General features: G+C 62.9%; 12 protein-coding genes. 9 read left to right on the top strand and 3 right to left on the bottom strand.

What is annotated here, in order from left to right:
- Nucleotides 1-110: 110 nt before the first annotated feature.
- Complete coding sequence (locus tag ACSKB8_RS41370) at nt 111-755, top strand: TetR/AcrR family transcriptional regulator (protein ID WP_438111777.1); 645 nt, start codon at nt 111-113, stop codon at nt 753-755.
- Nucleotides 756-810: 55 nt separating this feature from the next.
- Here ACSKB8_RS41370 and ACSKB8_RS41365 read toward each other — a convergent pair whose 3' ends face one another.
- Nucleotides 811-2,076, bottom strand: coding sequence for an MFS transporter (locus tag ACSKB8_RS41365; protein WP_438111043.1), 1,266 nt, complete (start codon nt 2,074-2,076; stop codon nt 811-813).
- Between the two features lie 174 nt (nt 2,077-2,250).
- On the opposite strand from ACSKB8_RS41365, the gene ACSKB8_RS41360 reads away from it, so the two are divergent.
- The 8 genes from ACSKB8_RS41360 to ACSKB8_RS41325 all read left to right on the top strand — a co-directional run bounded on the left by ACSKB8_RS41360 (nt 2,251) and on the right by ACSKB8_RS41325 (nt 9,639).
- The gene (locus ACSKB8_RS41360; protein WP_438111041.1) at nt 2,251-2,673 is read left to right on the top strand and encodes a hypothetical protein; all 423 of its coding nucleotides are present in this window, start codon (nt 2,251-2,253) and stop codon (nt 2,671-2,673) included.
- Nucleotides 2,674-2,753: 80 nt separating this feature from the next.
- A complete protein-coding gene (locus ACSKB8_RS41355) occupies nt 2,754-3,038 on the top strand; it encodes a hypothetical protein (protein WP_438111039.1) in 285 nt (94 codons plus the stop codon).
- A gap of 9 nt (nt 3,039-3,047) precedes the next feature.
- A complete protein-coding gene (locus ACSKB8_RS41350) occupies nt 3,048-4,472 on the top strand; it encodes a TolC family protein (protein WP_438111038.1) in 1,425 nt (474 codons plus the stop codon).
- A gap of 13 nt (nt 4,473-4,485) precedes the next feature.
- On the top strand, nt 4,486-5,823 hold the full coding sequence (locus tag ACSKB8_RS41345) for a copper oxidase (RefSeq protein WP_438111036.1): 1,338 nt from the start codon (nt 4,486-4,488) through the stop codon (nt 5,821-5,823).
- 32 nt (nt 5,824-5,855) lie between these two features.
- A complete protein-coding gene (locus ACSKB8_RS41340) occupies nt 5,856-6,311 on the top strand; it encodes a cupredoxin domain-containing protein (RefSeq protein ID WP_438111034.1) in 456 nt (151 codons plus the stop codon).
- A 15-nt stretch (nt 6,312-6,326) separates the two neighbouring features.
- The gene (locus ACSKB8_RS41335) at nt 6,327-6,629 is read left to right on the top strand and encodes a copper-binding protein (protein ID WP_438111032.1); all 303 of its coding nucleotides are present in this window, start codon (nt 6,327-6,329) and stop codon (nt 6,627-6,629) included.
- Nucleotides 6,630-7,001: 372 nt separating this feature from the next.
- Nucleotides 7,002-9,143, top strand: a complete 2,142-nt coding sequence (gene flhA / locus ACSKB8_RS41330; RefSeq protein ID WP_176945463.1) for a flagellar biosynthesis protein FlhA — start codon at nt 7,002-7,004, stop codon at nt 9,141-9,143.
- 295 nt (nt 9,144-9,438) lie between these two features.
- Nucleotides 9,439-9,639, top strand: coding sequence for a hypothetical protein (locus ACSKB8_RS41325; RefSeq protein ID WP_128935890.1), 201 nt, complete (start codon nt 9,439-9,441; stop codon nt 9,637-9,639).
- 1,095 nt (nt 9,640-10,734) lie between these two features.
- On the opposite strand, the gene ACSKB8_RS41320 is transcribed toward ACSKB8_RS41325, so the two are convergent.
- A complete protein-coding gene (locus ACSKB8_RS41320) occupies nt 10,735-12,087 on the bottom strand; it encodes a transposase (RefSeq protein ID WP_438111506.1) in 1,353 nt (450 codons plus the stop codon).
- A 95-nt stretch (nt 12,088-12,182) separates the two neighbouring features.
- Nucleotides 12,183-12,572 (bottom strand): DUF7674 family protein, encoded by a 390-nt coding sequence (locus tag ACSKB8_RS41315; RefSeq protein ID WP_438111029.1) that lies wholly within the window; start codon nt 12,570-12,572, stop codon nt 12,183-12,185.
- Nucleotides 12,573-12,615 lie beyond the last annotated feature (43 nt).

Here is a 12,615-nt window from a genome sequence, read left to right as displayed (position 1 = left end):
CAGGAAAATATTTGGAATTCGTCAAAACCCCGTGCGCCACCAACGCGATGCAGCCGGCCAAGGGTTCAACAAGGGTTCAATCTAACCAATTCGTGATCTACATTGCCGACATGGACGAGCACACCGACCAGACCCGAAAGCCCCGCGCCGATGCCGTGCGCAATCGCGAGCGCGTGCTCGAAGCCGCCAAAACCGTGTTCAGCGCCGGCGGCCCCGAGGCCAGCCTCGAGGCCGTGGCGAAACGCGCCGGCGTCGGCATCGGCACGCTCTACCGGCATTTCCCGACGCGCGAGGATTTGTTCGAGGCGGTTTACCGGCGCGAGGTCGAGCAGCTCAGCGAGCTTGCCGAGCAGCTGAAGAATGCCAAGGACCCGGTGGATGCGCTGCGGCGATGGCTGCGCTCCAACGTCGAATTCGTGGCCACCAAGAAAGGCATGTCGGCTGCACTGGCGCTGACGTTCCAGAGCTCGTCGGAGCTCGCGGCCTTCTCGATGGACCGGCTGACCAAGGCGATCGGCTCCCTGCTCGATCGCGCCGTCGCGGCCGGCCAGATGCGCGGCGATGTCAGCCCCGAGGACCTGCTGCGGGCATTTTTCGGGATGTGCTACATGCACGATCAGCCGGGGTGGCAGGCCTCGGTGCTGCGCCTGCTCGACGTGTTCGTGGACGGGCTGCGGGTGCAGCCCGTCACGAAAGCCAAGCCGCGCAGCGCCGTCGCCAAACCTGCGAAGCCCATCGCGAAGCGCAAGCGATAATGGAGGGCGATCAAAAGATAACCGGAGGCTCGCTGCTGAAAGCTGGACGGGAAGCCTAAGTCGCAAAGCCCGGGCCGGTCTTCGTTGCGTTCATCCGCGAGCGGATCAGAAGCAACACGACGATGCCGATGTTCAGCGCGTTCCATCCCACGCCGTTGGCGAACGCTGCGGCATAGGAGCCGGTGGCGTCGAAGATGACGCCGGACACCCAGCCGCCGAAAGACATGCCGAATACGGACGCAAAGATCACGATGCCGACGCGCGTTGCGGCTTCGCTCGCCGGCATCGCCTCGCGCACGATGATGGCGTAGCTCGGCACGATGCCGCCCTGGAACAGGCCGAACATCGCCGAGATCAGATAGAGCGAGGTGAGGCTGTCGAAGAACAAATAGAACACCAGCGCAAAGCCCTGCGCCAGCGATCCCACCAGCAGCGTGCGGATGCCGCCGATCTTGTCGGCGAGATAGCCCGATCCGATCCGGCTGACGATGCCGCAGCCCATCATCAAGGACAGCATCTCTGCACCGCGCGCCACGCCATAACCGAGATCGCCGCAATAGGCGACGATATGCACCTGCGGCATCGCCATGGCGACGCAGCAGGAAATGCTGGCGATCGAGAGCAGCACCGTCAGCGTGTTGGTCGACAGCTTGAGATCGACCCGCGGCGGCGGTGCATTGGCATGGTCGCGGATATGGTCGTCGCCCATCTGCGCGCGCAGGACGAGGACCAGAAGTGCCATCGTGCTCGCGCAGACGAGGCCGATGCCGATATGGGTGTAGCGCCAGCCGGCGGTCTGCGTGCCCCAGCTCACGATCGGCGGCCACATCGTGCCGGCGACATAATTGCCGCTGGCAACGATGGTCACCGCAAGTCCGCGATAGCGCTCGAACCAATGCGAGGCTTCCGCCATCAGCGGCGCGAAAGTCGCGGAGGTGCCGAGCCCGATCAGGAAATACGCCGCCACGAACTGCCAGAGCTGCGTCGATAGCCCCGCGAGCACGTTGGCGATGCCGAGAAAGGCGATGCTGATCGCCATCGCCAGCACGATGCCGAACCGGTCGGTGATCTTGCCGGCGATCACGCCGCCCAGCCCAAAACCGAACATCATCAGCGTGAAGGCTAGCGACACCGCGCCGCGTGTGGCACCGAATTCGGTCTGCACCACGGGAATCACGACCACGACCGCCCACATGCCGACGGCGCCGATCGAGCCGATCAGGAGCGCAATGACCAGCCGCATCCAGGCCTGACGCGAATCAGGGGTGAATGAAGCCGGGGTTTGTCCTGGATGATTTGGCGCGTGCACGGAACGGACCATGTTCGCTGATTGCCACATGGTCAAGCATTGTGGCGCGATATTGGGCATGCGCGGTGCACTGCGGTAAGAAGGAGCTTGGCGAACGCGGGTTTTGCCACTAGTTTGCAATCAGCGTGTGCAACATTGCCGCGCGGGGAACATGTCGGCGGAATGCTATTGCAATTGACACGATCGATGCGGATCAGAGTGGGGCGCCTCGTTGCCCTCGCCTATCTGTTCTGCGTGCTCGCGCCCGCAGCAGCGCTCGCCTGGGGCGGCGGTCCGGCACCGTGTCTTGCGGACGAGGCCCCGCTCGCCGATCTCGCGCCGGCGCACCACCAGATGCAGGCAAGCCATCAGCATGGCGCTCCCTCGCATGACCACGCGGGAGCGCATGCGCATCACCAGACCGCTGCGCAGGACGCGCCCGCTCCGCATCATCATGGCGGCAAGGGCACGACCGGACCGTGCTGCGGGATGATGTGCGTGAGTGCGCTGCCGACCGATCTGCCCAGCGTCGCCAAGCCGCTTCAGCCCATCTCCGCCTGCGCGCCCGAGATCGTGGCCAGCCTGCACAGCGCGACGCCGCCCCTGCACTACCGCCCTCCCATCGCCTGATTTGACGCGACGACGTCAGGCCGAGCGCGCGTCTGCGCGCGCGAACCTGTGGTCTCTACGGACAGATCAGGGATGAATCGATGTTGACGCTTTCCGGGGCGAAGTCCGCCGCCGCATCCGCGGCGCGTGGACGACACTTTCTATTTAATTGGCCGCTGCTGGCCGTGATTGCGCTGGCGTTGGCCGGCTGCATGCCGGCAACGACACACATCGCCGCCGCGGATCCTGCCGATCCCGCGGCTAAGGTGGCGCCGACCATCTATCGTTCGACGATCGCGCCCTACAGCAGCCTGCGGCCGGCGACGCCGGCACCATGGCGCGAGCGCAACGAGAATGTCGCGCCGCAGCCGAAGCAAGACCGGTAGGAGCGCGCCATGGCACATCATTTCGCGCGAAGCCTGCTCGTTCTCGCTGCGCTCAGTCTGTCCGGCTGTGCCGCGTTCTCGCCCGACAGCGGGATGACGACGGTCTCGGAGCTGACGAGCCAGAGCATCAACAAGGACGTCGCCTTCGTGCGAACAAGCGAGGGAGAGGGCGCAGTTGACGGGCGCATGCGCCAGCTGCTGTCGCGGACATTGACCGCAGACACTGCCGTGCAGATCGCGCTGCTCAACAACAAGGGGCTGCAAGCGGCCTATAACGAGCTGGCGCTGGCCGAGAGCGATCTGGTCGAACAGAGCCTGCCGCCCAATCCTGTGTTCTCGATCTCGCGGATCTCAGGCAATGGCGCCAGCGAGATCGAGCGCCAGGTGGTGGGTGACATCCTCGCGCTCGCCACCCTGCCGTTTCGCTCCGACATCGCCCGCGACCGCTTCCGCCAGGCCCAATTGCGCGCGGCGCTGGCGACATTGCGGCTCGCCGCCGACGTCCGCCGCGCTTATTGGCGCGTCGTTGCCGGCAACGAGATGGTGGTGTTGCTGACGGACGCGAAGGCGACGGCGGAATCGACCGCACAGCTCGCGGTCAAGCTCGGCGAGACGGGCTCGCTCAACAAGCTCGACCAGGCGCGCGAGCAGGTGTTTTACGCCGAGACCACCGCCGACCTCGCCACCGCACGGCAGACGGCAGGGAGCGCACGCGAAAGGCTCGCGCGCCTGATGGGGCTGTGGGACGGCGGCCTCGACTTCCGCCTGCCGAACGCGTTGCCGCCGCTGCCGCGCCGGCCGCACACGTTGCCTTCGATCGAAACCGACGCGGTCGCCCATCGCATTGACCTGCAGATCGCGCGGCTGGAGCTGACGGCGCTGGCGAAATCGCTGCACCTCACCGAGGCGACGCGCTTCGTCACCCTGCTCGATCTCGCCGGCATCTCCCGCCGCACCCAGGATCCGGAAGGTGCGCCGTTCCGCGAACGCGGCTTCGACGTTCAGTTCCAGATCCCGATCTTCGACGGCGGCGAGGTGCGCGTGCGCCAGGCGGCGGAGACCTACAATTTCGCCTTCAACCGCCTGACCGAGCGCGCCGTCAACGTCCGTTCGGAGGCACGCGACGCTTATCGCAGCTATCGCTCCAGCTACGACATCGCCAGCCATTACCAGCGCGAGATCATCCCCTTGCGAAAAATCATCACAGAGGAGATGCAGCTGCGCTTCTCCAGCATGCAGGTCGACATTTTTGCGCTGCTCACCGAGGCAAGGCAGCGCCTGGCGTCGCTGCGCGGCGCCATCGATGCAAAGCAAAGGTTCTTCCTCGCTCAATCCGACCTGCAGACCGTCGTCAATGGCGGCGGCTCGCCTGCGGCCGGCAGCGACAATCCAACCACCATCGCCGCGGCAGCGCCCGCCGATGGCGGTCACTGACATGGAGGCCGACATGTTTTCCCGCCGAGGATTTTTAGGCACCGCCGCGCTTGCCAGCGCCTCAGCGATCAGCGGCCGCGTCCAGGCCGCGTCGATTCCGGAGGCTGCGCATATGGACAAGGTGGTGATGCAGCCGCCGCTGCATCCGAGCAGCGGTCCGGACTACCGCCCCGTGGTCACGCTGAACGGCTGGTCGCTGCCGTTTCGCATGAACGGCGACTGGAAGGAATTCCATCTCGTCGCCGAGCCCGTGGTGCGGGAGTTCGCCGAAGGCATGAAGGTGAATCTGTGGGGCTATAACGGCCAGTCGCCGGGCCCGACGATCGAGGCGGTGGAGGGCGACAAGGTCCGCATCTTCGTCACGAACAGACTGCCCGAATACACCACGGTGCACTGGCACGGCATGATCATTCCGAGCGGCATGGACGGCGTCGGCGGGCTGACGCAACCGCACATCCAGCCCGGAAAGACCTTCGTCTACGAATTCGAGATGAAGAAGAGCGGGACCTTCATGTATCACCCGCATTCCGACGAGATGGTGCAGATGGCGATGGGCATGATGGGCATGGTCGTCGTGCATCCGCGCGATCAAAACTTCCGGCCCGTCGACCGCGACTTCGTCTTCGTGATGAGCACCTATCGCGTCGATCCCGGCACCTATCTCCCCCTGGTCAATGAGATGACCGACTTCAATATGTGGACCTGGAACGCGCGGGTGTTTCCCGGCATCGATCCGCTGCCGGTGCGGCTCGGCGACAAGGTGCGCGTGCGCATCGGCAATCTCAGCATGACCAACCATCCGATCCATCTGCACGGCCACAGCTTTGCGGTGACCTGCACCGACGGCGGCTGGATTCCGGAGAGCGCGCAATATCCGGAGACAACGACCGACGTGCCGGTCGGCGCGGTGCGCGTGTTAGACGTGCTCGCCGACAATCCCGGTGACTGGGCGTTCCACTGCCACAAGTCGCACCACACCATGAATGCGATGGGGCACGAGGTGCGCAATCTGATCGGGGTGTCGCGCAAGGACCTCGCCAAGGCCGTCGGCAAGCTCGCGCCCGACAGCATGGCGATGGGCTCGACCGGCATGGCGATGGGCAACATGGAGATGCCCGCGCCCGACAACACGCTGCCGATGATGACCGGCACCGGCCAGTTCGGGCCGATCGAGATGGGCGGCATGTTCACCGTGATGAAAATCCGCGAGGACCTCGCCCGCGACGACTATCGCGATCCCGGTCCCTACCAATTCCCGAAAGGCACCGTCGCCTACGAGATCACGGCGCCGGCCACAGAGCCGGCACGGCAAAAACCGGGCACCTCGCCGATGAAGAACATGAAGATGTGAGCGTTTCGATGAACCACCAACTGGAGACCACAATGAAGAAGACCGTCACATTCGTCCTCGCGCTGGCAACGCTCTCGATCTCGTCCGCCGGTGCGCACGAAAATCACGGCCATACATCCTTTTCAGCGGGCGAGCCTGGCGACCCCAAAAAGCCGGCGCGCACCATCGAGATCGCGCTGAGCGAGATGTCGTACGAGCCGTCGAACATCAACGTGAAGCGCGGGGAGCAGATCCGCTTCGTGCTGCGCAATGTCGGCAAGGAGGATCACGAGTTTCTGCTCGCCACACCCAAGGAGAATCTCGCGCATGCCGAGGTGATGAAGAAACATCCGCACATGGAGCATGACGATCCGAACGGAGTACGGCTTGCCCCGAACAAGACAGCTGAGATTCTCTGGAAGTTCAGCAAGGCCGGCACGTTCGAATTTTCGTGCCTCATTCCCGACCACCGCGACTACGGCATGGTCGGCCACGTCACCGTGAAGTAAGCAATGGAGACCCGCATGAACCGCATCATCCGTATCACTGCAGCGCTGGCGCTGACGTTAGGCGTTGCCACTGGAGCTCTGGCAGCCGGGGCGGCCCCGATCAGCGGCGAGGTCAAGAAGATCGACGAGGGCGCCGGCAAGATCACGCTCAAGCACGGACCTGCGAAGAGCCTCGGCATGGAAGAACCCATGACCATGGTCTACCGCGTCAAGGACACCGCGATGCTGAAGCAGGTGAAGGTCGGCGACAAGGTGACCTTCGAGGCCGAGGAGGCCGCTTCGGGGTACACGGTGACGAAGATGGAGAAGGCGAAGTAAGGGCCCTCGGCATTCCGTTGTGGTCATTCCGGGGCGCGCCCTCTTGGCGCGAACTATGATGCGCAATTGCGCATCAGAGAATCCATGTCTCCACGTCACTTGCCGCACGATGGATTCCGGGTTCGCGCTGCGCGCGCCCCGGAATGACGGGCTAAACACCCGCCCCGCACTCCTGCCCGCCCCTTCGTTAACCCTTTGCTAACCATACACCGGGCAAAAATTGCCGGGTGAAGTCGAGTGTCGTCAGCCGGGTAGAACGGGAGATCCCCCGTGGACGCCAGTGCGGTGCCTCACTTTCGGAGCGGCGGCCCTTCGGCCGCCGCGCAGACGTTTGGGGCGCGCGGACGGCAGTCGCGCGGGGAGGCAGCTACCATGGTCGACGTCACCGCAGGACAGGGCGTAGGCGCAGCAAGGCCCTCGATTCCCTCCCTCAACGAGATCGTCACGATCCTCAAGCGCGGCGACATCGCGCTGGCGCTCGGCATCCTCACCATCCTGGTGGTGCTGATCCTTCCCCTGCCCGCGATCGTGCTGGATCTGTTCCTGGCGATCTCGATCACGCTCTCGATCCTGATCCTGATGACGTCGCTGTTCATTCAGGCACCGCTGGAATTCTCCGCCTTCCCAACCATCCTCCTGATCTCGACCATGCTGCGCCTGTCGCTCAACATGGCCTCGACCCGGCTGATCCTGTCGCACGGCCATGAGGGCACGGCTGCCGCCGGTCACGTCATCGAGGCCTTCGGCAGCTTCGTGATGGGCGGCAATTTCGTCATCGGTATCATCGTCTTCGCCATCCTGATCATCGTCAACTTCGTCGTCATCACCAAGGGTTCGGGCCGTATCGCTGAAGTTGCCGCCCGCTTCCACCTCGACGCCATGCCCGGCAAGCAGATGGCGATCGATGCCGATCTCTCCGCCGGTCTGATCGACGAGAAGGTCGCCAAGGAGCGGCGCAAGGAGCTGGAGGACGAGAGCGGCTTCTTTGGCGCCATGGACGGTGCCTCCAAATTCGTCCGCGGCGATGCCATCGCCGGCCTGCTGATCGTCTTCATCAACGTCGTCGGCGGCATGATCATCGGCGTGGCGCAGCAGGGCATGTCCTTTGCCGACGCCGGCCGCAGCTACACGCTGCTGACCGTCGGTGACGGCCTCGTTACCCAGGTGCCGGCGCTGATCGTCTCGACCGCGGCCGGCCTGCTCGTCTCCAAGGCCGGCGTCTCCGGCGCCGCCGACAAGGCGCTGATGAAGCAGTTCTCCGGCTATCCGCAGGCCCTGGCCATGTCCTCCGCGGTAATGCTGGTGCTGGCGGCCCTGCCCGGCATTCCGACCATCCCCTTCCTGGCGCTCGGCGCCGGCGCCGGCGCGCTGGCCTGGCACGCCCGCAACCACAAGAAGACCGCCGTCAAGGCCGAGGAAGCCGCCAAGGCCGCGCCTGCTCCGGGCATGCCGGGTGCGCCGGGCGCGGCTGCGGCCGAAGAGCCGATCTCGGCGGCGCTCAAGATCGACGACCTCAAGATCGAGCTCGGCTATGCTCTGCTGCCGCTGGTCAACGGCCCCGATGGCACCGACCGCCTCACCGAGCAGATCAAGGCGCTGCGCCGTTCGCTCGCGATCGAGATGGGCTTCGTGATGCCGGCGGTGCGCATCCTCGACAACGTCCAGCTCGAGGCCAACACCTATATCATCAAGATCAAGGAGGTCGACGCCGGCACCGGCAAGATCTGGCCGAACCAGTTCATGGTCATGGACCCCGGCGGCAGCCAGGTGCAGGTGCCTGGCATCCACACCACCGAGCCGACCTTCGGCCTGCCCGCCACCTGGGTCGATGCCAGCCTCAAGGAGGAGGCCTCGCTCAAGGGCTACACCGTCGTCGACGCCGCGACCGTGCTCTCGACCCATCTCACCGAGCTGCTCAAGGCCAACATGTCGGACCTGCTCTCCTATGGCGAGGTGCAGAAGCTGCTCAAGGAGTTGCCGAAGGAGCAGAGCGAACTGGTCAAGGATATCGTCCCCGGTCAAGTCACGGTCTCCGGCATCCAGCGCGTGCTGCAGCTCCTGCTCGCCGAGCGCATCTCGATCCGCGACCTCTCGACCATCCTCGAAGGCATCGCCGACTCGCTCGCCTTCTCGCGCAATCCCGCGACCATGGTTGAGCACGTCCGTGCCCGCCTCGCCCGGCAGATCTGCGCGCAGAACACCTCCTACAACGGCTATCTGCCGCTGATCGCGCTGTCGGCGCGCTGGGAACAGGCCTTTGCCGAATCCATCATCGGCCAGGGCGAGGAGCGCAGCCTCGCGATGCAACCCTCGAAACTGTCGGAGTTCATGACCGCCGTGCGCGAGGCCTTCGAGCGTGCCGCCCGCGAAGGCGAGGCGCCGGTGCTGGTGACCTCTGCCGCAATTCGTCCGTTCGTGCGTTCCCTGGTGGAACGGTTCCGAGCCCAGACCACCGTGCTGTCGCAGGCCGAAATCCACCCTAGGGCGAGGTTGAAAACGGTCGGAAGCATCTGATTTGCCTTAAGAAGCCGTGTGTTTTTCGGCCACAGGCAAATGGTTTTTGAGTTCCTGGCGCCTTGTGGACCAAGCATCGAAAAGGCAACCCGCAGGCACATTACATCTTTGAAATAATTATATAATCGAACGACACAGGGTCGTTTTTGATCGCGACGTTTCACGTCCTTTCACGCCCTTGTGATCGCCTCTTGGGAACGAATTCCTCCCAATATTAGGTTGTTGGGCACCGGAAGCATGAACCGGCCTGAAAGGGCTGGCGACTACTTCGGGTAGATGGCGGCAGGAGGCTTCCATGAACCACTCGATCTACAGCGCTGATCGCGCGACCCATTTGAAGATTGTGGTCGTCGCCCTCGTCGCAGGGATCGCGGTGGCGGGCCTCGGCATCACGGCACGCACGGGTTCGGATGAAGGTCTGACCCAGACCGCCCGCGTCATCAAGGCCGACAAGCCGGTCGTTATCACCAGTTCGAACGCGTCCCTCGTTCGCTAAGGAGATCTGACGAGTTTTGTGAATTCACGCGGCTCTTTACCAGCCCCCCAAAGTCGCCACGTGGATATGTAGACGACCCCAACCCCAAGTCGACTACAGAAAGCGCCCGCCCCCCACGGGCGCTTTCTCACGTCTGGGGTACCCGTCATTGCGAGCGCAGCGAAGCAATCCAGACTGTCTCCGGCGAGGTAGTCTGGATTGCTTCGTCGCATCAGCGCAAAATTGCTACGCAAATTTGTCGCGGTTTCCTCGCAATGACGGAGTGTGAGGCGAACGCTTCGTTGTCTCAATTCGCATCTTCATTGCAGACACACCTTCGCAGCCTCGCGGCGCATTTCGCCCGAGCTTTGCTTTATCTCTTCACCCCCAAATGAAAGAGGGCGCAGGGAAGACCGGGAGCCCGCTGGCACCCGCGGTCCACTGTGCGAAATTGCAGTGAGAAAATCTGCACAGCGGCATACAGGTGTAGCCAGGACATCCCGGCCTTCCCTGCGCAGTGGTTGGAACGGCGTATGTCGTGCTCTCCCCGGGGAGCGATGCACTATTGCCCCCGTCGCCTTGCAGATGGCTGATGCACGTGCCCGGTTGGGCCGCCACATCACCGCAAGACTTGGCGCACAGACCCCGGGCGCCAGGACGACACGATTTGGCCGTACGCCGATCACACCGGTCGTATGCGCGAGGCCATTGCTCACGGTTACCCGCCCTGCAAAACCCTTCGCGCCGATGTGACCCACGTCCACCGCCGCCCAGCCCACGTCCGTGACGATCGCGATACGCCCCTCTTCCTTGGGCCGGGTTGCGCGATACATATGCGATTTCCGAATTTCGGTAAAGTGGAATATTTTTGGCGTCGCGGATTGCCCTAGGCCTGGGGTGTTTTGCCGATCAGGTAACGCAAGGGCTTGTAGATGGACGCAACCTGCCGAATTGGAAGCGATCAGTAGCCTCTGTGTCAAATTTCTGGAATTGGAATCAAAGCTGACGTCGGCGAACCGCACCGCAAGGTCAGCTACGAGCCGATTCTGTCGAAAAAGGCCGGCAGTATTTCGTTGTAATAGGTCGTCGCGACGTGGCCGAACTGCTTTACCGACCCTATGCGAGCCTCGGGGTAGGCATCGGGATCAGCTTGGCCATCTTTCGAAGGTTCTGGGCGGTGGCTGCGAGGATGAACTCGTCGCGCGCGCCGTTTGGACCTCGTAAACGCAAACGATCGAGCTTGAGAATGCGCTTGAGGTGCGCGAACAACATCTCGATTTTCTTGCGGAGCCGGCGCGAGGTGCCTCCCTCCCACGATCTAGCGATCTGGCGGGCCATGTCGCGAGCGCCCTCGTAGATCGAGCGCGGCACTCTCCGTGAAGCCTGCTTGGGGCAACACCGAGCTTTCAGTGCGCATCGATCACAATCGCGCTTGCTGGCGAGGTAAAGCATGGTGGCACCATCATTCACCAACGTTCCGGTCGTGGTAAGAACTTTGCCACTAGGGCAACGATAGATGTCCCCAGCATGGTCATAGGTGAAGTCGTCGCGCGAGAAGATCCCGTCTGTGCGGGCCGACTTGTCGAAGACTGTAACGTGCGGCTCGATCCCGTGCTCATAGACCAGCCAGGCGAGCATCTCGGCCGAGCCATAGCCGCTGTCACCGAGCAGCCGGCTCGGATAGAGATCAAACCGCTCCAGCGAGCGCTCAATCATGCGCTTAGCGGCCAATACCTCCGCCTGCCGGATTGCCGTCGTTGCCTCAACATCGACGATGATCGCGTTCTCGATGTCGACCAGATAGTTCGTCGAATAGGCGAAAAATGCTTGGCCGCCGTGCGCCCCCGTCCAGCGCGCCGCCGGATCGGAAGGTGATACGAACTTCGGGGTAACCTCGGTCGCGGCTCCGAAAGCGGCATCATCAAGGACAGCCAGATACTCATCGATTGCTCGGCCGGCAGCCTCCGGCGGAAGTCCCTTGTCGCCTTCGATCCCCTTCTGCCGATTGGCATCGGCCTTGATTAGGCTCGCGTCGACGGCAAATCCTTCACCCCCGACCAGTCGCTCCTCGATGCAGCGGCTCAAGACGCTCTCGAACACACGGCGGAAGAGGTCGCTCTGCCGGAAGCGGCCATGCCTGTTCTTGGAGAATGTCGAATGATCCGGCACCGCTCCATCCAGACCGAGCCGGCAAAACCACCGGTAGGCCAAATTGAGGTGAACCTCATCGCACAAGCGCCGCTCCGATCGGATGCCGAAGCAGTAACCGATCAGGAGCATCCGGATCATCAGCTCGGGATCGATCGAAGGCCGACCGATGCTGCTGTAGAAAGGCGCCAGGTCCCGCCGGACCTGTTCAAGATCGACAAACCTGTCAATCAACCGCAGCAAGTGATCAGTCGGGACATGTCTTTCGAGCGAGAACTCATAGAACAACGCGACCTGTTCGACTTGCCGATGCCCCATCATGATCTTCAGTCCTGCCAATTAGACAGACTCAAATCACTGATATCTCTGCGTCGCAACAGCTGCCTTTTTCGACAAAATCAGCCAAAAGCGGACCTCTACAAGCCGGTCGTGGTGGCTCTCCAAAACCTATCCATCGCTGAGCAATGCTCTCTGGACTTCGGCCCCAGAAAGCCTATGACCGACCTAAAATCGAATGCCTTTGTGCTATCTGCATGCTGTAGTGATTCGAGAAAGCCGGTTGATAAAGCGGCACGTTCTTGAGCAGAGCCATTTTCGAGCGCTTGTTCGCAGAGTTCAAAGACGGAGTGTATTGTGCTGTTTGGTAGTCGATTGAAATGCTCGACAAGAGCCTCCGCCAATGCGGTACCCACGAGGGTTACAGGCACCACTTCAGGCGACCATTCGGCCTTTAGCTTAGCGAGCACCTCTTTCAATTGAGGTGCAAGACCAGCAATTCTCTCAAGATATCTCTCATCCGTGGGCATGCGGCCAATATGTCGGACACGGATGATGTCGGCAATGGGTCCG

The sequence above is a fragment of the Bradyrhizobium sp. BR 1432 genome (assembly GCF_051547705.1).
In the GTDB taxonomy this organism is placed as follows: Bacteria; Pseudomonadota; Alphaproteobacteria; order Rhizobiales; family Xanthobacteraceae; genus Bradyrhizobium; species Bradyrhizobium zhanjiangense.
The sequence above is the reverse complement of the archived record's forward strand: the minus strand, read 5'-3'. Positions and strand labels throughout refer to the sequence as shown.